Below are 20,536 nucleotides of genomic sequence, written 5' to 3' on the forward strand. Positions count from 1 at the left end.
GCGATCGTGCGCCCGCCGGTCGCGTCCTGCTTGTTTCAACCCACGCTGACCGCGGGAGCGGCCAGCGACTGAGCGCGTCGACGCCGTCGATGACGCCCTTGAAGTTTCAACCCACGCTGACCGCGGGAGCGGCCAGCGACCTTAGGGCCAGCAGCACTTCGCTGCCGTTGGAATGTTTCAACCCACGCTGACCGCGGGAGCGGCCAGCGACCGCCCGCTACCGCTCCAATGCCCGCTGGGTCACGAGGTTTCAACCCACGCTGACCGCGGGAGCGGCCAGCGACGGCTGCCCTCCTGCCAGTAGATCGACAGGTTCTTGTTTCAACCCACGCTGACCGCGGGAGCGGCCAGCGACCGTCGCGTACTGATGGCTGAGCAAGCGCACGGCGTTTCAACCCACGCTGACCGCGGGAGCGGCCAGCGACACAGCTCGCCCGGCGCGACGCCGCCCCCTGGCTGTTTCAACCCACGCTGACCGCGGGAGCGGCCAGCGACCCTGCCCGAGCTGCGGCAAGCGCGAGCTGTACACGTTTCAACCCACGCTGACCGCGGGAGCGGCCAGCGACGCGTCAGGCTCTGGATGCTCTTGTCGTTGGCGCGGTTTCAACCCACGCTGACCGCGGGAGCGGCCAGCGACCCCACGAATCCAAGTTCGCCACACCAGGGCTCCGCAGCAGCGCCAATCGCGAACCAGCTGACGGTCGCAGGGCGCAGCGTCATTGGGACGCCGTTGCAATGAGGTATCTCACGTGGAAACAAGGACTTGCAGGATGCGCGGACCGCCGAGAGGCGAGAGCGCCGCTCGGGGTTCGCGCTGTCCCATCATAGGACCAGCGGATCTTCGAAGTCGGTCGCCTTGAACCTGCCGTACTCACGAACCTCGCATCCACGGGTGTCGGCCATGCGGTAGAGGCGCAGGCAGTCACTATCGAGGTTCACTTCGGCCAGCAGGCGTCGCTCCAACAGATCCATCTGAGCGAGCGTCACCTGGCACTCGAAGACGGACTTCTGCACCCGCTGCCCGGTGCTTTCGCACACCTTTGCAACGCGCCTCAGCCTGCGCCGGCCGGCCCGGTCTTCCGTATTGACGTCGTAGCAGACGATGACGAGCATTTCAGTGCGGCCCGTATCACCGCATGAGGAACGGCACATACGCAGCGGCTTCACCGCGAATGTGGCGCGCCAATAGTCGGGCCTGCACCAGCGGCAACAGCCCCAGCGGAATGTTCTCCGCCAACAGCGGATGCGCCAACCCATCCTGCTTCCGTTCCTGGAAGGCCGTCACGACGGCCTTGCGTGCGTCCCCTTGCAGGAGCACGGCTCCGCCTTCGCGGAGTTCGAAATCGGCGGCAGACAGTTGGGATCGATTCACCAGGGTGAGCGCGAGCCGGTCGGCAAAAGGACGGAACTCTTCCATCAGGTCCAGGGCGAGAGACGCTCGGCCCGGGCGCAATGCATGCAGGAATCCGACCTGCGGATCCAGACCTGCCGACTCGCAAGCGCTGCGGCAGTCGTTCATCCACATCGAGTAGAAAAAGCTCAACAGCGCGTTCATGCGATCACGTGGCGGGCGCCGGCTACGACCATCCATCGCGAAGTGCGCTCGCTGGTCGACACGCACGAGCTGGTTCAGTGCAGCAAAGTAGGTACGAGCGGCCTCGCCCTCCACGCCCCTCAGCGCGTCCAGGTCGGCAACCGCAGGCAGGGCGCGCTGACTGGCTGCCAGATCCTTGGCAGCGCGCGCAAGCAATGCGCGGTCCTCGTCGGACTTGGTATCGCGCGCGCCACGAAGCAGCACATGACGCTGGTTCCGTACCTTGCCGGCAACGATCGCCCGCGCAAGCTGCAGTGTGAAGTCCGGATCGTCGACTGCACGGTGTTGCGCCCGACGCAGCAGCACATTGCCACCGACTTCACCCTCGAGGCGCGCCTTGAATCGGCCGTTGCTGTCGAGCAGCACGAGCGCGATGCCTTCCTCTGCCACCCGATGCATGAGCGGCGCACTCATGCCGACGTGCCCGAAGCAGACCACCGCCTGAAGATGATGGAGTGGGACGCGCAGCCGCGTCTCCTTGTCTTCATCGACTACGCGCAGCGTGTCGTTGTCCAGCCTCAGGTAGCAGTCAGGCAGGGTGACGTACAGCGTGTTGAGCAGTTGCATGCCGTTGCTGCCTAGGAGGGGAGGTCGTTGTCGTCGACGTCGAAGAGGCTGCTCGCGGCGCGACTGTCCTGGAGATTGCGCCAGGCTTCCGGTTGGCAGCGGTCCCGCAGCGAGCATCCGTGGCAGCGGCGCTGGTCGGACGTGGGCGGCGGCAACTTGCCGCTCGTCAGCATGGCCCGGATGGCTGCGGCGGTGACGCTCACCGCATGCCGCAGGCTCTCGTCGATCGCCACTTCGCGGCGCCGCTTGGAACTGGCGTAGAACAACGCGCCTGCCGGCACGGCATGCCCCGTCATGCTCTCCAGGCACAGCGCCTGAGCCGCCAGTTGGAGATCGTCCGCGGCCGCGATGTCCGCTGCCTTGTGGCGGGATCCGTGCTTGTACTCCACCGGGTACGGCGTGCCATCGGGCTCGAACTCGACGACATCGGCCTTGCCGACCAGACCCAAAGCGTCGTTCCACACAGGCAGGGCCCGCTCGATGCGAAGCCCCTTGCGCAGTTCCATCCCTGGCTGATCCACCAGCCGATGAACAGCCTGCCCGCGCAGCGTGTGCAGGTTGTCATCGAAGCTCTGCTCCAGGTGAATCAGGCCGCATTGCCGCGGGCAATAGGCCCAGTGCTGCAAAGCCGACAGCGGCAGCGGGTACTCGAGTTCGTCCTCCGAGCGAGTCATCAGCCTCTCCGGGGAGAAGGAGAACCCGGCGCGCCGCCGTCTGGGCCCGAGCCGGTCAGCAGCGGCGCTGCAGCGTGACGCCCGGCGCTGCCTGCACCCGCTCCCCGACCGCCAGCGGGCTTCCATCGAAGGTGACCGCATAGGCGCCGAAGTCGCGAGCAGGCGTTCCCGGCGCCACAGCTGAAACCACCAGTCGGTCGAACAGCGCATGCGCGGGCGCGTTGCCCAGTTCGCTCTCGTGCTCGAACACGTAGAGGCCACGCGTGCTCATCTGCCCGCGTGCTGCCGAACGGTCGTGCTCGAACATCTGCTCTAGGGCCTTGAAGTGAAGTTCCAGGTCCTCGGCAGAGAAGCCGGTTTGCCTCGCCAGGAAACTGGAGACGAAGCCGTGCGACCGATACAGACCATAGGGCACCGTGTGCTTGCGGCCCATCGTGCGGTTGTCGCCACCCTGCTTCTCGGCCTCGGCTTCGGTGGCCACGGCCATGCGCGTGATCGAATGCTCCAGCGCGACGATCGGCTCGATCGAGCGCGCGAAGGTCATCTGCACCGGGCCTCGGACCTGGCCGCAGTTGACGCCCGTGGACATCACGGCACCGAAAGCTCGTACGTCGTAGAAGTTGGCGCACATCCAGTCGCGCGCCTTGTCCACTTGGTCACCGGCCCCCTTGCGCTTCTTGTCGTCTCCCTTCAGCGCTTCTTCACCTCCCGTCGCGAGGTAGGCACGCTCGTGGGTCTTGTTCAGGATGGCCCGCTCCTTGACGTAGATCTCGTAGGGCGGCTGCTCGCCATGCACCAGGCCGACGTAGTTGCGCACTTTGCGTTTGAGCGCCACGTCGGTCATCAGCCCATGGCCAGTCTCGGCATCCAGCCGGGGCAGGTTTCCGGCGTCGGGATCGCCGTTGGGGTTGCCGTCCTTCACGTCGAACAGAAGGACGAAGTCATAGCGTCGGTTCAGTGCGGTCATGGTTTCATGCTCCCTGGGGGGTGGTTGTGGTGGCCGCGCTGGCGGCCGAGGTCGAGTCGGTCTAGATAAAGAAGTCCTGCCGCTGGTGGTAATAGCCCAGCGCGAACCGGCCCTGGTCCGGCAGGTTCAGGTGCGGCGGAAAGTCGCTGATGTCGCCGGTGATCTCCCCGATCAGCTTCTCGAAGTTCGTTGCGCGGCCGCGGTTCACCAGCTTGGCCAGATGGTGGTTCTTGAGCCGCAGCAGCGTGGTGAACACCGCCAGCGGCGTGCTGGAAGCCGCGCCGTAGTAGCGCTCGCGAATGGTGGTGTTAAGGCCGGGGCTGGCTTCTTCCTGGATCTTCTCCAGCACCGCAAAGAGACGGCCCAGCCGGTAGGCCGCGTTGGGATTCAGCTTGTCGAGCATGGCGGTTGGAACCTCCTTGGGGGATCGTTCGTGGGAACGGGATAGACAGGCCTTGATGACGGCAGCGCGCAGATACGAAAGGCGATGCACCTCAGCGGGTGAGCCGCGCTCCGCACGCCAGCGCTGCACTGCAGCGTTGAGCAATGCCGCCGGATAGGGGCCGCCCGTGAGGATGGCGCGCATCACGTCGCCACCCAGCGTCGGCGGCACGTTCTCGGCCTTGCCTTGGATGGCGACAGCCGTCAGCAGCCTGAACAGCGATGGGTACTGGGGGTCGTGTGGCCCACGAACCATCTCCAGGTCGTCGAACCAACGCTGAACGCGCTGGGCGACGTCACGCAGTGCTTCGGCATGCCAGAAGCGGATGGCGAGGCGCGCCGCGTTCGGCGCCAGGCCGAGGACAAAGAATCTCCTGTCGCCTGCGGCGCCGTCGAAGCGTCCGCTGCGGATGGACTCGAAGAGCGCGCGCACTTGGGACGTATGCGCGTCGGGATCGTCCTTGAGGTCGGAGAACAGCGCGGCGAAGCCGTCCTCCACGTCGCTGTCGGCTTCAGACTGCGCCCAGAACACCGTACTGGCGTCGCCCACCTGCATGCGCTGGGACGAACCTTTGGCCAGAAGATGGTTCAACGCGGTAGCGTAGGCGAATGCGGCGCCGGGACTGACGGGCGCATTGGCACCTTGGTCCTTGCCGAAGGAACGGAAGGCGTCTTGATTGAACGACACGATGTTCGCGCCTGAAGTCTGCGCACCCCAGACGTTCTTGATCGCGATATGAAGTCGCTCCGGTTGGGCAACGGCGCCTGTGATCAGGCAAGTCATCGCGCCATCGGGCGGCGCTTCCGGCAGTTCAAGGGCCCGGATGGCGCTCGTTACGGCGTCCCGCTGGCAGACCAAATCAGCGTCGCTCGTCAACCGGAAGGTCAGGTACGGATTGCTGGCTGCGATCTCTTCCCAATAGGGCATCGTCTGGGCAGCAAGCAGCGGTTCTCCGGCAAGAAACCGTTGTACGGCAACAAGACCCGCGTCACCGGGAGCTACGCGCTCAAGTGCATCGACGCGCTGCCGGAATGCAGCGACCTGCTCCGCGACGCGTCCCGGCTTGCCCTTTGTGTCCAAGCCAAGAACGTACTCCGCGCTGTCCCACAGCAGGTTGGCCGCGACACCCGAAGTCTTCTTGACGCTCTGCGGTACCAGGAACTTGCGCGCGACCTTCTTCTTTCCCTGCTGGGTGCGCGTGTCGGTGATGCCCAACAACTTGCCGTCGGGGGCGAGTTCCAGGATGAACGGGATCTCCTTGTCCTCCAGCCCCAGGGCAGGCAGCCTCCGGGATGGGTCAGGGTCGCGCATCTTGCGCTCGTAGTACGCGTGAAGTGCCTGGAGGATCATGAGCGCACCTCGACCTTGGTCAGATCCAAAACGCCACGGACGACCCGGGACCTGAAGAACATCGGACGCGGGTCCGACGGCTTGCTGAAGTCGAGGTCGTAGAGCATCCAGCCGAAGTCGCCGTCGATGCTCGCCTGCGGCTCCGGTTCGCCATCGGGAGAACTCACCAGCCGCACGCGCGCGTCGAACTCGCGACACCCCAGGTAAGGCTGGTTGACGCATTGGCCCTTGGTGGCGCGACGCTGGAACATCTCCGCGTACTTGATCGGATTGCCCAGGGCTTCACCCTTGACCGGAACGAGCCGGGCGTGAAGCCGGTAGGCAACGTCACGCAGGAAGAGACCTGCGCGCTGCTGCCGGTCCTCTTCCACGTACAAGCCCAGATGTCCCTTGCCGGACTGCATGGCCGCAGCGACGTTGCGCGACGAAATCACGGAGCCGACCTCATTGCGACGCACGCTGAGCCAGCGCACCGGCGCCAGGATCTCGATCCGTTCGATGCGCCAGCGGATCTCGGGCTTCCACAAGATGGACTCGAACACCGCACGAGCCGCGGAGGGCGTGATGAAGTCGTACGAGACGCGTTCGGCCTTCATCTCCGGCCGCGTGAAACACGCGTAGTCGCCCCGTACTTCAAGACAGAAATGGTTCATCTGGAATGACCTCGCTGAATCGATGAGTCAGATAACGAAGGCTGCTGGATCGCCCGGCGCGCCACCCAGCAAGACGCCAAGGGTCGGGTCGTAGAAGACATCCGACTCGGTCTGGACGTAGAGCCCGGGAAGCTGCTCGCGCACGTCGCCGCAGTCGAGCAGGCGCTGAAGGTCGTATCGGTAGACAGTCACTGCGTAGCGCTGCAGCTTGCGCATGAGCCAACGCGACGGGCCATCACGTGCCAGCAGACCGATGAGGGCATCGATGTCGTCGCGGCAGCGTGCGCTGCGGTATCGGACGATGACCGTTGCTGCGTCTTCGTTGTCGATCATCCGGAAGCGTTCGGCAGCCGAGCGGAAGCACATGGACAACGCCTTGTCCTGCCTGTCGACCTCCACCTGGAGCAGCTTGCATATGTCGGCCTCGTCGAGCGACTGAGCGTCGCCATAGAGACGCCGGAAGTAGCGCGACACCCGCTCAAGGGAGAGCGGATCGGTATCGCCATCGTCGTCTGGACTCTCCCAAACCAGCTTGCATGCCTGAGCAGCCTGACGCAGCAAGCCCGGCGGAGGCGCCTTCGGCGGGACGAAGACATGAACTTCACCTTGGGCAAGGCGCCCCTCGCGGTTGCAGCGTCCCGCTGCCTGCGCGATGGAGTCCAAGCCAGCGATGGCCCGAAAGACCACCGGGAAGTCCAGATCGACACCGGCCTCGACCAGATTGGTGGCGACCACCCGGACCGGAACCGCCGGCGCACCGCGAGCCAAGGCGTCTCGCCGTTCGGCCAGCGCGTGCTTGATGTCGGCGATGACTTCGCTGCGGTGCTGGGGGCACATCAGCGCCGACAGATGCCATAGGCTTCGGCCCGCCATCGCACCGGCGCCATCCTTCAGATCCCTGGACAGAGCTTCGTACAGCGTACGAGCGTCAGCACGCCGCCCCACGATGGCGAGAACCGCGTCATGCCGAGCCATGGCCTGTGCCGTCACCTCCCATGGCTGCGGCGAATGGAGGTCGGATGGGAGGTTGACCCTGACGCGCCGCAGCGCGTCATACAGCGCGGCTTCGTGGTCGATGATGGCGGTGACCTCGCCCGGCGGGTAGCCGCGCAATCCCCTTCCGCCGAAGGCGCGCGCCTCGGCCAGCACAGGTTGGGTGGCGGTGCACAGGACGACCGTGGCTCCATGGTCGCGCACGAGGAGTCGCAGCACGTCCACCACTGGCTGAAGGAAACGGACGGGAAGCAGCTGCGCCTCGTCGATCACGATCACGCTGCCGCGCAGCCGATGCAGCTTGCGGCAGCGCGATGTCTTGCGCGCGAAGAGGCTCTCGAACAACTGCACGCTGGTCGTCACGACCAGAGGTGCATCCCAGTTCTCGCACGCAAGGCGCGAAGACGTCGTCTCGTTCGCCGCATCGGGTTCGGCGACGTTGCTGTGGTGCTCGAGCACGACTCGCTCGACGACCTCCGGCCCCAGTGCGGCGAAGACGTCGCGGAACACCTCGGCGGTCTGTTCGATGATGCTGGTGTACGGAATCACCATCACCACCCGCCGAAGCTTGTTCTGTACGGCATGGGTAAGGGCGAACGCCAGCCCCGACAGCGTCTTGCCGCCACCCGTCGGCACGGTGAGGGTGTACGTCCCGGGCCGACCGAGAGCCTTGGCACGGCAGCACGCGAGGACCTCGGCACGCCGCCGATTCACCTCTGTGTCGACCAGGCCCGCGGCCTTCACCGAGTCAGCCTTGCGCTCCATGAACGCGTCGAAGGTGCGCAGCAACTCCGCCATCGACGGCAAGGCGCACTTGCGCATAGTCGCAACGCCTGGGTTCATGAACGCTTCCGTGTCCAGGAAGTCGGCGTCGACCAGTGCCGAGAACAGCATCCGCGTCCAAAGCGCCAGGCGCCCGGGAATCTCCTCGACGCCAGTTCCTAGCGGCAGCGGAAGACTCTTCAACGAGGGCAAGGCCACCGAGGGAGCGAGGACCGCCGCAGGAGGTTGGGCTTGCAGCGCTTCGTCGAGTTCGCGGCTCGCGTCGGCCGAGGCAAGGCGGCCATGAAGACTGCCGATATCGATGCGCCAGTCGTCCAGGCCGGCGTGGTGACCCGCGATCACGTACTGCAGCAACCGTGCGATCAGTAGTCCCGGGGCACCGTACTGCTGCTGCAACCAGCTCTCTGCGTACAGGGCGCCGGCAGCTGAGTGGGACTTGTCGCTGCCCTGAGGCAGCTTCCCCTCGATGTGGGCCTCGCTGACCATCAGGATGTAGCGCTGGAAACCGTCGCGATACTTGCCAAGGTCGTGCCACAGGCCGGCCAGACGGCCACACGCGGGCAGCGCATCATCGTCGCCACCAAGGGCGAGGAGCTCTGCAGCAAGTTGCGCCACGCACTGAAGATGATCCACCAGAGCGTGGTGATCACAACCAGGCTGACCGGCATGCGCAATCGCATTTCCCATGCACTCTCCGTCGCTTCCATCGATCTCGTGGACGCAGATGGCGGCCACGCACGCACTGTCACCGTCCGCGAGCCCAGGAGATGACCCGCGCCGCGACGCCGTGCCTGAGGTTTCATCCAGCCTCCATCAGTGCCACCGCCGCCTTCAGCCGCGCCAGCACCTCGTCGGCCAGCTCCTGCGGCCACAGCACCTCGACTTCGGGCGCGTGGCGCAGCACGTCCATCACCAGCTCGCGCGGGTCGGCGTAGGGCAGGTCCAGCAGCCAGCGGCCCTCGGCGTCGAAGCGACCGCGCTGGTCGGCGTGCCAGCGCTCGGCGGCCACCCAGCGCGCGCGCTCGGCGCTGAAGCGCAGCCGCGCCCAGGTGACGTCGCGGCCGGCGAAGATGCCGTAGCCGGCGCCCAGCACGGCGTCGAGTTCGTCTTCGGGCACGTCGATGGCGGCGCGGTCCAGCACGCGCACCTGCTGCACGGCGTCGACGCTGAAGTGGCGCAGCGCCTCGCGCTGGTGGCACCAGGCGTCCAGGTACCAGTTGTCGCGGTAGTGCACCAGGCGCTGCGGCGACACCTCGCGTTCGCTGGTCTCGGCGCTGGTGCGGCTGCGGTAGCCGATCTGCAGCCGCTGGCGGCGCAGCAGCGCGGTGCCGATGGCCTGGAAGCCCGGCAGGTCGATGCGGCGCGCGCCGACCGTCTGCACGCGGATGCGCCGCGCCACGTCGCTGCGCGGCGGCGCGCCGGTGCCCAGCAGCTGCGACAGGCGCTTGCGCAGCGGCTCGATGTGCGGGCCGAGGAAGCCGCCGGCGTCCAGGTTGGACAGCAGGTGCTGCATCGTCAGCAGCGCGTGGATCTCCTCGGCGCTGAACCACAGCCCGGGCAGCTCGTACTGGCCGTCGGGCCCCGCGGGGCGGCGCTGCAGCCGCCAGCCGCGGCGCTCGCAGTCCCATTCGACGGGTGTGTTCAGCCGGTCGCGCAGCAGCGCGATGTCGCGCTTGAGCGTGGAGGCCGACACCTCCAGCTCGCGCATCAGCCACTCGCGGCTCACGCAGCGGCCCGAGTCCAGCCACTGCCGGATCTTGTAATGGCGGTCGGTCTGTGCCACCTGCCCTCCCTGGCCGCGACGTCCGCGGCGCGCCCAATCTAGTGCAGGGCGCAGGAGATGGCTGCCCGGCAGCGCAGCAATCCGCCCTGCGGGCGGCGGACGGCACCGCGGATGAGGGGGCGGTGGGCGTCGTCAGCGGGCCGAAGCAACGAAAAGACGCGGTGCGAGCGACGATCCAGCGCAGGGCTCCGCACCAGGGAGTTGGGTATCGTCAACGCCCCCGGTCGACTGCGGAGCGTGACGAGTGCCAGCACCGAAGCCAACCCGCCTGTTTCACATCACGGCGATCGCCAACCTGCCGGCGATCCTGGCCACCGGCGCGCTGCTGTCCAAGAACCGAGGGGCCGCGGCTGGCATCAACTACCAGAACATCGCGCACGCTGGCGCCCAAGGCGCGCGTGCCGTTCGTGCGGTGCCCGACCCACCAGGCGGAGTGGTGCACGACTTCGTGCCTTTCTACTTCGCACCACGCTCGCCGATGCTTTACGCCATCAATGGCGGCCGGGTGGAGGGATGCGCCTGGCGGCAGGCGGACATCGTCCACTTCGAGACGACAGTCGAGAACGTCACCGCCCTCGGGCAACCCTTCGTGTTCTACGACCGGAACGCCACGCTGGCCTTCAGCGCCGCGTACACGGATCTGGCGCAGCTCGACACGGTGGTGGCATGGGATCTGATCACCGAGCGGCCTCAGCTCGACGGCTACTGCAGGTTCTGGCACACCATTCAGGCCTCGGAGCGCTATGCAGAGCGAATGGAACGCCGCCAAGCCGAGTTTCTGGTGAAGGACCACACGCCGCTGAACTGCATGACCCGAATCGGCGTCATCGACGCAGAGCGCCAAGCCCTGGTTCAGGGACTGGTGGCCCAGGCGGGCCTACCATTGCGGGTGGACGTCATGCCCGACTGGTACTTCTAGGAACCCGACATCGTGATCAAGCTGACCCAGGGCGACCTGCTCAAGCAAGACGACGTGGACGCGATCGTCAACACGGTGAACTGCGTCGGTGTCATGGGCAAGGGCATCGCCCTGCAGTTCAAGAACAAGTGGCCTGACAACTTCGACGCCTATGCCGCGGCCTGCAAGGCCGGGCAGGTGCGGCCCGGCCGGATGTTCGTGTTCGACTCCGGCGGCCTGGTGAAGCCCAACTTCATCGTCAACTTCCCGACCAAGGACCACTGGCGCGGCTCTTCCGACATCGCCTTCATCCGTGACGGCTTGGTGGATCTGGTGTCGCAGGTGCGTCGCCTGGGCATCCGGTCGATCGCCGTGCCGCCGCTGGGCTGCGGCAACGGTGGCCTGGACTGGAGCAACGTGCGGCCACTGATCGAAGCGGCTTTCGCCGACGTCCCGGATGTCGAGGTCCGGCTGTTCGAGCCGGGCGCTGCGCCGCAGCCGAAGTCGATGGAGGTTCGCACGCGCCGGCCGCGCATGACGCCCGGGCGTGCCGCCATCGTCAAGATGCTCGATACCTACCGTGGCCTGAACTACGGGCTGTCGCGCATCGAAGTCCAGAAACTCGCCTACTTCCTGCAGGAGGCCGGCGGGCCGCTGGGGCTGCACTTCGTGAAGCATCACTACGGCCCGTACTCCGACCCGCTGCGCCATGCCCTCAACAAGATGGAAGGCCATTACATCCGCGGCATGGGCGACGGGACGGTGGAAGCGGAGATCGAGCCTACGGAGGACGCACTGGCCGAGGCCGAGGCTTTCATCGCCGCCCAGCATTCGGACCTGGCCGAACAGGTCGCCCGTGTCGGGCGGCTGATCGACGGCTACCAGTCCTCGTACGGCATGGAACTGCTGGCCTCCGTCCACTGGGTCGCCACGCGCGAAGAGGGCGTCACGTCGTCAGATGACGCGCTGGCCGCCGTGCAGGCGTGGAACGACCGCAAGCGCCGCCTGATGAAGCGCGAGCATGTCGCCGCCGCATGGCAGCGCCTGCAGGACGAGGGCTGGCTGAAACCGCTCGCCGAAGGCCCGACGGCCGCGCAAGCCATCTCGGCCTGAAGGCGGCGAGACCCCGCGCCGCTGGGTCCAGTCCCTCCGGGCCCGCCGGCCCCGCACCTCACCCGCGCCGCCGCCCTCCCGCGCGCTCCCGGTGCAGCCAGGTCAGGCCCGAGGACGTGCCCAGCGGTCTGCCGCCGCGCGCGGGCCGGTACTCGCAGCCGATCCAGCCGTCCCAGTGCCCCTGTGCGGCCAGCTCGTCGATGAGCTCGAAGAGGTACGGGTAGTGCACCTCGCCGCGGTCGGGCTCGTGGCGTTCGGGCACGCCGGCGATCTGCAGGTGGCCGACCTGTCCGCTGGGCAGCCAGCGGCGCAGCTGCATCGCCAGGTCGCCCTCGGTGATCTGGCAGTGGTACAGGTCCATCTGCACCTTCAGCGCGGGCGAGCCCAGGGCCTGCACCGCGTCGTGCGCGTCCTGCTGGCGGCTGAGGAAGTAGCCCGGCATGTCGCGCTGGTTGATGGGCTCGATCAGCAGCGTGCAGCCGGCAGCCAACGCGCGTGCCGCGGCCCATGCGAGGTTGTCGTGCCAGAGTGCCAGGCGTTCCTCGCGGCGCACGCCGGCGGGCAGCAGGCCCGACATCACGTGCACGCGGCGGCAGCCCAGCACCCGCGCACAGGCCAGCGCACGCTCGATGCCTTCGCGGAACTCGGCCTCGCGCCCGGGCAGGCTGGCCAGGCCGCGCTCGCCGCCGGCCCAGTCGCCGGGGGGCGCGTTGAACAGCACCTGCGTCAGGCCGTGCTCGTCGAGCAGGGCGCGCAGCGTCGCGGCGTCGTGCTCGTAGGGGAAGAGGTACTCCACGCCCTCGAAGCCGTCCTGCGCCGCGGCGCGGAAGCGCTCGAGGAAGGGCTTCTCGGGATACATCAGCGACAGGTTGGCGGCGAAGCGGGGCATGGTGGCGGCAGGTCGCGTAACGAGTGGGATGCGGTGGCGGGGCCGGCCGGCGGCCACCGCGGGCCGGCCCGGCCGGCGCAGGCCCGGGTCGTCCTGCGCGTCGGCCGGCCCCGGCGGTGTGCCGGGCGCGGGCTTACTTCGCTTCGCGCAGGCGTTCGACCTCGGCGGTCACCTCGCCCACCAGCGCCTCGCCGATGTCCTTGGCCAGCTTGGCCGAGACCGGCGCCAGGTGGCGGCGCATGCGCTCGATCTCGGCGGCGCTGACCTCGTTGACGAGGGTGCCGCGGGCCTTCAGCGAGGCGGTGGACTTGGCCTCCATCTCGCGCGAGACCTGGCGCTGGTAGGCCCGCGTCTCGACCGCGGCCTCGGTGAGCACGCGGCGTTCGGCGTCGTTGAGCCGGGCCCAGGCCTTGCCGCTGGCCAGCACGATGAGCGGGTTGTACTGGTGGCGCGTCAGCGAGAGGTACTTCTGCACCTCGTTGAACTTGTTGGCGTCGAACACCGCGGTGGGGTTCTCCTGGCCGTCGACGGCCCGGGTCTCCAGCGCGGAATAGACCTCGGTGAAGGCCATCGGCGTGGCGTTGGCGCCCAGGCCGTTGATGGTCTCGATGATCATCGGCGACTGCGACACGCGGATCTTCAGCCCCGCGAAGTCCTCCAGCCGGGCCACCGGACGGCGGCTGTTGCTGACGTTGCGGAAGCCGTGGTCCCAGTACGCCAGGCCCACCAGGCCGGCCGGCGCCTGCGCCATCAGCTTCTGGCCGACGGGGCCGTCGAGCAGCGCGTCAGCCTCGGCGAAGCTGTTGAACAGGAAGGGCATGTCGAAGACCGCGAACGGCTTGGACAGGCCCACCATCAGGCCCGGCGGCATGGTCGTCATCTCGACGGTGCCGCCCTGCAGCGCCGAGATGGTCTGGATGTCGCCGCCCAGCGTGCCGCCGGGGAAGAGCCGGATCTGCATGCGCCCCTTGGACTTGGCCGCCACCAGCTCGGCGAAACGCACGGCGCCGGCGCCCATGTGGCTGTCCTTGGGCTGGACGAAGGCGAACTTGAACGACTGGTCGCGGATCTCCTGCGCGGCCGCAGGCAGCGCGGCGGCAGCGAGCAGAGGGGCGGCGATCAGGGCGCGGGCGAGCAGGCGTCGCAGGGTGTCGGGGGTCTGCATGGTGATGTCTCCGTTGTGTCGAGGGCCTTCTGGGGGCGGTGGGCCCGGCGCCGTGGCGGCGCCGGGGCGGCGTCGTGGCCGCGGGGTCAGAGCCGCAGTTCGCGGCGGAACATGTCCTCCTGGGCGCGGCGCACCTGCACGGCCTGCTTGCTGGCGTCGTAGTCGACGTCGTCCCAGCTCACGACCTCGCCGGCGGCGATGTCGCGCTTGAGCACCATGTTGTGCGCCAGGCCGATCGGCAGCGCGCGCCGGCGCAGCGAGGTGGCGGTGGGCATCAGCTTGCCGTAGACGGTGAAGCCGCCTTCGCCGTCGAGCTTCTCGCCGGCCCGCAGTGCACGCTTGGCGGTGGCGCCGACGTCGCCGCGCCACTCGCCGGTGGCGCCGGTGGCTTCCTGGCGCACGGCGATGCTGGCCACCGAGATGCCCAGCTCCAGGCCGATGAGGTGGTAGGGCTTGTACATGGCGGCGTAGCGGCCGCTGGCGTCGGTCTTCAGGCCGTACTGCTGGAAGCAGTCCTTCACGTAGGGGCTGGGCGCCTCGAAGACGGCGTACACGCCCCAGCGCAGGTCGCGGAACACCGGGCGGCCGTCGCGCTCGAGCGAGCTGACCACCTCGACCATGCCCTTCTTCGGCAGGATGCCGCCGTCGGCGGCCGGGCGCAGGACGTGCGGCAGGTCGTCCACGCCCACCGGCGGGAACACCAGGCCGTCCTCCGGCGGCGACAGCTCGCAGCCGTTGGCCACCGCGGCCATCTCCAGCGCCGACTTGGTGCCGTCGAGGAAGCTGTTGAACATCTGCGCGTTGAAGTCGCCGCCGGCGACCTGCGCCTCGCTGAAGCCGTAGTGGCCCCAGACCGTCTCGGGCGTGCTGGCGTGGTAGACCGGCAGGTACTTGGTGCCCTTGCCGGCGCACACGACCTCCATGCCGATGGTGCGCGCCCAGTCCACCAGCTCGGCGATCAGCGCCGGCTGGTCGCCCGAGGCCATGCTGTAGATGATGCCGGCCTCGGCCGCCCGGCGCGCCAGGTAGGGGCCGGCCAGCACGTCGGCCTCGACGTTGACCATGATGATGTGCTTGCGGTGCTCGCAGCACAGCAGCGCGTGGGCGATGCCGGCGGCGGGGCTGCCGGTGGCGTCGATGACGATGTCCACCGCGTCGCTGGCGATGACGGCGTGGGCGTCGTCGGTGATGAAGGTGCTGCCGTCCTTCTTCGCCTGGGCCAGCGAGGTGGCGGCGAAACGCGGCGCGTCCCAGCCGACGCGCGCCAGCGAGGCGCGGGCGCGGTCGGGCGAGAGGTCGACCACCGCGGTCAGGTGGATGCCCGGCGTGCGCGGCGCCTGCGACAGGTACATGGAGCCGAACTTGCCGGCGCCGATCACGGCGACGCGCACCGGCTGGCCGTTCTGCGCGCGGGTCTTGAGCTTGCGGATGAGGGACATGGACTCGGGGTCTCCGTCTGGGGGTTGGGAAGGAGCGCCGTGCGCTCCGGATCGGGCGAGCCGGCCTGCCGGCTCTCTGTCGGAAGCAGTCGAAACGGTGAACGAGCCGCGCGTGTGCGGGCCACTCGCCCGGCGGCGCCGGGCGGGTGTGGCGGGCTCGTTCACGGCCTGTCAGCCGTGGAGCCAGCGCAGCGGCACCAGGACCAGTTGCGGGAAGAAGACGAGCAGGAACATCACGGCCGTCTGCGCGGCCATGAACGGCAGGACGCCGCGCGTGACCTCGGTGATGTTCATGCGGCCGACGCCGGCCACCACGTTGAGCACGGTGCCCACCGGCGGCGTGATCAGGCCGATGGCGTTGTTCATGATGAACAGCACGCCGAAGTAGACCGGGTCGATGCCCGCAGCCTTCACCAGCGGCATCAGCACCGGGGTCATGATCAGGATGGTGGGCGTCATGTCCATCGCCATGCCCACCAGCATCACCAGCGCCATGATGGCCAGCAGCAGCAGCGTCGGGCTGTCCAGCAACGGCTCGAGCAGGCTCACCACCTGGCTGGGCACGTCGGCCACCGTGATCAGCCAGGCGCTGACCATCGCCGCCGCGACCAGGAACATGATCACGGCGGTGGTGCGCGAGGCGCTGACGAAGACCTCGGTCAGCTGCTGCCAGCGCAGCTCGCGGTAGACCAGCGTGGACACCGCCAGTGCGTAGACCGCCGCCACCACGGCCGCCTCGGTGGGCGTGAACACGCCCATGCGCAGGCCCACCACGACGATCACCGGCAGCGCCAGGGCCCAGGTCGATTCGCGCAGCGCCTTCCAGCGTTCGGCCGCGGAGGCCGGCGGCGGCGGCTGCACCGCCTCGCGGCGCGAGATCCAGCCCCAGGTCAGCGCCAGCGCCAGGCCCATCATCAGGCCGGGCACGATGCCGGCGAGGAAGAGCTTGCCCACCGACACGTTGGCCGCGACGCCGAAGACGATGAAGCCGATGGACGGCGGGATGACCGGCGCGATGATGCCCGCCGAGGCGATGAGGCCGCCGGCGCGCGCCCGGTCGTGGCCGGCGCGCACCATCATCGGCAGCAGCAGCGTGGCCAGCGCCGCGGTGTCGGCCACCGCCGAGCCCGACAGCGCGGCCATCAGGCAGGCGGCGACGATGGTCACGAAACCCAGGCCGCCGCGGCGGTGGCCCACCAGCGCCAGCGCGAGGTTGACGATGCGGCGCGACAGCCCGCCGACGTTCATGATCTCGCCGGCCAGCATGAAGAAGGGCACGGCCAGCAGCGGGAAGCTGTCGGCGCCGTTGATGACGTTCTGCGCCAGGATCTGGGCGTCGAACAGGTCGAGCTGCCACATCAGCGCCACGCCGCTGGCCAGCAGCGCGTAGGCGATGGGCGTGCCCAGGGCCATCACGGCCAGCAGCGAGCCGACGAAGAGAAACACGGTCATGGCCTGCTCCTCAGTGGCGCCAGGCGGCGCTGCGGTCCAGGTGCAGATCCTGGATCTGGGCCACGTCCTCGGACTCCTGCAGCGGCGCCAGCTCTTCGTCGCCGACGCCGGTGAGGGTGCGCAGAGCCTGGCGCAGCAGCAGCCCCAGCACGAGCACGCCGAAGACCACGCCGGCGCCGTAGAACCAGGCCATCGACAGGCCGCTGACCGGCGCGCGCACCGGCCAGTTGATCGCCGCCTGCTGCCAGCTGCCCACCAGGAGCATCGCGGTGATGCCGATCATCAGGGCCTGGCTGAGCAGCAGGCAGGCCCGGCGCGCGCCGGGGCCCAGGCGCTCGACCAGCAGGTTGCTACCCAGGTGGCCCCGGTTCTCGACGGCCACCACCGCACCGAGCATCGTCATCCAGACGAAGGCCCAGCGGGCCAGCTCCTCCGACACGGTGATGCTGGCGTCGAAGCCGTAGCGCATCACCACGTTGCCGAAGACCAGCACCACCATCAGTGCCAGCAGCGTGGCGCAGGCGAGGTCGAGCACCCGCATGCCCCTGCGTATCCAGAAAGCCATGTCTGTCTCCGATCTTGTCTCGTCGGTCACCTCTGCGGGTGCCGGCCCCGGCCGGTGTGGACGGGGCGAGGCCACGATAGCATCGGCATTCCTGCAAAAAAACCTGCAAATCAGCACACCGGTTGTGCAGAAACTCGCATGCCCGACTTCGACTGGAACGACCTGCGCGCCTTTCTGGCGATGGCCCGCACCGGGCGCCTGACGGTCGCCGCACGGCAGCTGGGCGTGGACCACAGCACGCTGAGCCGGCGCATCAGCGGCCTGGAGGCGGCGCTGGGCACGCCGCTGTTCGACCGCCGCCCGGCCGGCTTCGTGCCCACGCCCGAGGGCGAGCGGCTGCTGCCCGATGCCGAGGCCATGGAGGCGATGGCGCTGCGCCTGACGGGGCGCCTGGCGGACGCCGGCCAGCAGCTCTCGGGCAGCGTGCGCGTGGGCTCGCCGGAGGGTTTCGGCACCTACTTCCTCGGGCCGCGCCTGGCCACGCTGGCCACGCGCCACCCGCAGCTCGAACTGGAGCTGGTGGCCATGCCGCGCAGCTTCAGCCTGTCCAAGCGCGAGGCCGACCTCGCGATCACGATGACGCGCCCGGCCCAGGGCCGGGTCTACGCGCACAAGCTGGTGGACTACGCGCTGGGCCTGTACGCCAGCCCGCAGTACCTGCAGGGCCGGCGGGCCATCCGCCAGCGCGAGGACCTCACCAGCCACCGCTGGATCGGCTACGTCGAGGAGCTGATGTGGACCGAGGAGCTGGACTACCTGCCCCAGGTGCAGCGCGGCCTGGTGCCGCAGCTGCGCATCTCCAACGTCATCAGCCAGATGATGGCGCTGGCCGGCGGCGCGGGCCTGGGCGTGCTGCCGCACTTCATGGCGCGCCAGCAGCCGGGCCTGGTGCAGGTGCTGGCGGACAAGGTGCGCCTGGTGCGCAGCTACTGGTGCGTGACGCACGAGGACACGCACGAGCTGGCCCGCGTGCGGCGTGTGGTCGAGTTCCTGGACGAGCAGGTCGCGGCGGCGGGCGAGGACTTCTGGCTCGACTGAAGCGGGCGTGGACGCCGCCGCGTGGGGGCCGAGGCCCGGCAGCGCCGGCTCGCGCCGAGACACCGGCCGCCCGCCTCGAGGCGACTGCGTCACGCAGGAGGCAGGCTCGGCGTGATCTCGTCACGCCTCTTGACATAGGTCTAGTCACAAGCCTGGGCCGGCCCCGGGTCACCGTGTATCGTCCCGTCGAGTCCGATCCGCCCGTCCGTCTCGAACCCGATGAACCTCGCCCTGCCCCCCGGCCACCCGCTGCGTCTTTGCAGCGCCGCGCTGGAGATCGCACCGCTGCCGCCCGAGCGCCTGCTCGCCGCGGGCGGCGAGCCGACGGCGGCGTTCCTGGCGCCCAACGGCGAGTCCTGGGTCGGCATGGGCGCGGTGCGCTGGCTCACCGGCAAGCCGGGTGACGCGCACGCGCTGTGGGCCGGGCTGGCCGACGTCAGCCCCGACGCCCCGCCGCCCACCGCGCTGGGCGTGCTGCCGTTCTCGGCACGCGAGCATCCCGACGCGCTATGGGCCGGCCTGCTGCCCGGCGGCGTGGTGCTGCCCGAGCGCCTGGTGGTGCAGCGCGGCGGCCGCGCCTGGCTGCGCCTGACGCTGCCGGCCGCCGAGGCCGACACGCTGCGCGCCCGGCTGACCTCGGTCGCGCGCGAGCTGGCGGCGCTGCCGGCGGCCGAGGCCGTGCCGCTGCCGGGCTTCGAGACCTTCGAGGACCGCGCCGCGGCGCGGCAGTACACCGCCGCCGTCGGTGACGCGGTGGCGCGCATCCGCGCCGGCGAACTGGTCAAGGTGGTGCTGGCGCGCCGCGCCAGCATCGCGTTCGACGGCACGCCCACCGCCGCGGCGGTGCTGCGCCGGCTGTCGGCACACCAGAGCGGCGCCGTGCGCTACGCCTGGTGCCGCGGCGGCAAGGCCTGGCTGGGCGCGACACCCGAGACGCTGCTGCGCCTGGACGGCCGCACGCTGCGCACCGAGGCGCTGGCCGGCACCCGCCCCGAGGCGCAGGCCGACGAGCTGCACGCCGACGCCAAGGAGCGCCACGAACACGCCGTCGTCGTCGACGCGGTGCGCGCCGCCATCGCGCCCTGGGTGCAGGCGCTGCCGCCGACGCGCCCGCCCGGCCTGCGCCGCACACGCGGCCTGGCCCACCTGCACACCCCGATCGAGGCCACGCTCAGCGCCGACACCGACGCGCTGGCGCTGGTGCACGCGCTGCACCCGACGCCGGCGGTCTGCGGCCTGCCCACCGCGCGTGCGGCACAGCTGCTGGCGTCGCTGGAAGGCCAGCCGCGCGGCCTGTACGCCGGGCCGGTGCTGCGCCTGTCGGCCGACGGCACGGCGCACGCCGTCGTCGGCCTGCGCGGCGCGGTGCTCAGCGGCCGGCTGGCCGTGCTGCCGGCCGGCGCCGGCATCGTCGAGGGCTCCGACGGCGACCGCGAACTCGCCGAGACACGCGCCAAACAAGGCAGCGTGCTCGACGCCTGGCGCGCCTTCGTCGCGGCATGAGTCCGCAAGGCTTGTCCGGGGCGCGTTCCCGAGGGGCGGGGCCGGCCGCAGGACCGGGGGTGCCCCGATGAGCGACCTGCACACCGCCTGGGCCCGGCTGTTCGCCGGCGCGCTGCGCGCCGCGGGCGTGGGCCACGCCGTCATCAGCCCCGGTTCGCGCTCGACGCCGCTGGCGCTGGCGCTGGCGCGCACGCTGCCGCACACGCTGCTGCACGACGAACGCGCGGCGGCCTTCTTCGCGCTCGGCCAGGCCCGCGCCAGCGGCCGCCCGGCGGTGGTGCTGGCCACCAGCGGCACCGCGCCCGGCCACTGGCTGCCGGCGGCGATGGAAGCGCGTGAAGCCGGCATCCCGCTGCTGCTGCTCAGCGCCGACCGGCCCTGGGAGGTGCAGGACGCGCAGGCCTCGCAGACGGTGGACCAGCAGCATCTCTTCGGCCGCCACGTGCGCGCCTTCTACGACCTGGGCGTTCCCGACGAGCACCCGGCCGCGCTGCGCGCCGTGCCGCGCATCGCCGCGCAGGCGGTGCTGGCCACGCAGCACCCGCTGGCCGGCGCGGTGCACGTCAACGCGCGGTTCCGCAAGCCGCTGGAGCCGCAGCCCGGCCCGGGCGACGAACCCTGGCGGCCGCTGGTCGAGCGCCTGGCGCGCGACGGCGCGCCGCGCCTGC

The 20,536-nt window shown here is 69.5% G+C and carries 18 protein-coding genes and 1 CRISPR repeat array; of the genes, 5 read left to right on the forward strand and 13 right to left on the reverse strand.

Annotated features, from left to right (window positions below; translation table 11 throughout):
* Positions 1–32: 32 nt before the first annotated feature.
* A CRISPR array of direct repeats spans positions 33–637; the repeat unit is 37 nt; unit sequence GTTTCAACCCACGCTGACCGCGGGAGCGGCCAGCGAC.
* A gap of 185 nt (positions 638–822) precedes the next feature.
* The 8 genes from cas2 to RBXJA2T_RS07655 form a co-directional block, all read right to left on the reverse strand.
* Positions 823–1,113 (reverse strand): CRISPR-associated endonuclease Cas2, encoded by a 291-nt coding sequence (gene cas2 / locus RBXJA2T_RS07620; RefSeq protein ID WP_009856762.1) that lies wholly within the window; start codon positions 1,111–1,113, stop codon positions 823–825.
* A 16-nt stretch (positions 1,114–1,129) separates the two neighbouring features.
* A complete protein-coding gene (cas1c, locus tag RBXJA2T_RS07625; RefSeq protein ID WP_009856763.1) occupies positions 1,130–2,161 on the reverse strand; it encodes a type I-C CRISPR-associated endonuclease Cas1c in 1,032 nt (343 codons plus the stop codon).
* Between the two features lie 11 nt (positions 2,162–2,172).
* Positions 2,173–2,835 carry a CRISPR-associated protein Cas4 gene (gene cas4 / locus RBXJA2T_RS07630; RefSeq protein ID WP_009856764.1) on the reverse strand — a complete coding sequence of 221 codons (663 nt, stop codon included), beginning with the start codon at positions 2,833–2,835 and terminating at the stop codon, positions 2,173–2,175.
* A 55-nt stretch (positions 2,836–2,890) separates the two neighbouring features.
* Positions 2,891–3,802, reverse strand: a complete 912-nt coding sequence (gene cas7c / locus RBXJA2T_RS07635; protein WP_009856765.1) for a type I-C CRISPR-associated protein Cas7/Csd2 — start codon at positions 3,800–3,802, stop codon at positions 2,891–2,893.
* Between the two features lie 61 nt (positions 3,803–3,863).
* Entirely contained in the window at positions 3,864–5,594 is a 1,731-nt protein-coding gene (cas8c, locus tag RBXJA2T_RS07640) for a type I-C CRISPR-associated protein Cas8c/Csd1 (protein ID WP_009856766.1), read from the reverse strand.
* Positions 5,591–6,247 carry a type I-C CRISPR-associated protein Cas5c gene (gene cas5c / locus RBXJA2T_RS07645; protein ID WP_009856767.1) on the reverse strand — a complete coding sequence of 219 codons (657 nt, stop codon included), beginning with the start codon at positions 6,245–6,247 and terminating at the stop codon, positions 5,591–5,593. Before cas5c ends, cas8c begins: the two co-directional genes overlap by 4 nt.
* 27 nt (positions 6,248–6,274) lie before the next feature.
* A complete protein-coding gene (locus RBXJA2T_RS07650) occupies positions 6,275–8,758 on the reverse strand; it encodes a CRISPR-associated endonuclease Cas3'' (protein WP_237704864.1) in 2,484 nt (827 codons plus the stop codon).
* Positions 8,759–8,822: 64 nt separating this feature from the next.
* Entirely contained in the window at positions 8,823–9,806 is a 984-nt protein-coding gene (locus RBXJA2T_RS07655) for a helix-turn-helix transcriptional regulator (RefSeq protein WP_009856769.1), read from the reverse strand.
* Between the two features lie 244 nt (positions 9,807–10,050).
* Between RBXJA2T_RS07655 and darT the strand changes: the two genes are divergently transcribed.
* On the forward strand, positions 10,051–10,725 hold the full coding sequence (darT, locus tag RBXJA2T_RS07660) for a type II toxin-antitoxin system toxin DNA ADP-ribosyl transferase DarT (protein ID WP_029719052.1): 675 nt from the start codon (positions 10,051–10,053) through the stop codon (positions 10,723–10,725).
* Positions 10,726–10,737: 12 nt separating this feature from the next.
* A complete protein-coding gene (gene darG, locus RBXJA2T_RS07665; protein ID WP_009856771.1) occupies positions 10,738–11,817 on the forward strand; it encodes a type II toxin-antitoxin system antitoxin DNA ADP-ribosyl glycohydrolase DarG in 1,080 nt (359 codons plus the stop codon).
* A 58-nt stretch (positions 11,818–11,875) separates the two neighbouring features.
* On the opposite strand, the gene otnI is transcribed toward darG, so the two are convergent.
* From otnI to RBXJA2T_RS07690, 5 genes are all read right to left on the reverse strand, one after another.
* On the reverse strand, positions 11,876–12,706 hold the full coding sequence (gene otnI / locus RBXJA2T_RS07670) for a 2-oxo-tetronate isomerase (protein ID WP_009856772.1): 831 nt from the start codon (positions 12,704–12,706) through the stop codon (positions 11,876–11,878).
* Between the two features lie 133 nt (positions 12,707–12,839).
* Positions 12,840–13,871 (reverse strand): TRAP transporter substrate-binding protein, encoded by a 1,032-nt coding sequence (locus RBXJA2T_RS07675; protein WP_009856773.1) that lies wholly within the window; start codon positions 13,869–13,871, stop codon positions 12,840–12,842.
* An 86-nt stretch (positions 13,872–13,957) separates the two neighbouring features.
* Complete coding sequence (locus RBXJA2T_RS07680; protein WP_009856774.1) at positions 13,958–15,310, reverse strand: NAD(P)H-dependent oxidoreductase; 1,353 nt, start codon at positions 15,308–15,310, stop codon at positions 13,958–13,960.
* Positions 15,311–15,481: 171 nt separating this feature from the next.
* Entirely contained in the window at positions 15,482–16,762 is a 1,281-nt protein-coding gene (locus tag RBXJA2T_RS07685; protein ID WP_009856775.1) for a TRAP transporter large permease, read from the reverse strand.
* Positions 16,763–16,772: 10 nt separating this feature from the next.
* Positions 16,773–17,327 (reverse strand): TRAP transporter small permease, encoded by a 555-nt coding sequence (locus RBXJA2T_RS07690; RefSeq protein ID WP_029719051.1) that lies wholly within the window; start codon positions 17,325–17,327, stop codon positions 16,773–16,775.
* A 138-nt stretch (positions 17,328–17,465) separates the two neighbouring features.
* On the opposite strand from RBXJA2T_RS07690, the gene RBXJA2T_RS07695 reads away from it, so the two are divergent.
* The 3 genes from RBXJA2T_RS07695 to RBXJA2T_RS07705 form a co-directional block, all read left to right on the forward strand.
* Positions 17,466–18,365 carry a LysR family transcriptional regulator gene (locus RBXJA2T_RS07695; protein ID WP_009856777.1) on the forward strand — a complete coding sequence of 300 codons (900 nt, stop codon included), beginning with the start codon at positions 17,466–17,468 and terminating at the stop codon, positions 18,363–18,365.
* Between the two features lie 219 nt (positions 18,366–18,584).
* Complete coding sequence (locus tag RBXJA2T_RS07700) at positions 18,585–19,868, forward strand: isochorismate synthase (protein ID WP_009856778.1); 1,284 nt, start codon at positions 18,585–18,587, stop codon at positions 19,866–19,868.
* A gap of 67 nt (positions 19,869–19,935) precedes the next feature.
* The coding region (locus RBXJA2T_RS07705) for a thiamine pyrophosphate-binding protein (RefSeq protein ID WP_009856779.1) at positions 19,936–20,536 on the forward strand (601 nt) is incomplete at its 3' end.

Origin of the sequence: Rubrivivax benzoatilyticus JA2 = ATCC BAA-35, assembly GCF_000190375.1 — a bacterium.
Classification (GTDB): domain Bacteria; phylum Pseudomonadota; class Gammaproteobacteria; order Burkholderiales; family Burkholderiaceae_C; genus Rubrivivax; species Rubrivivax benzoatilyticus.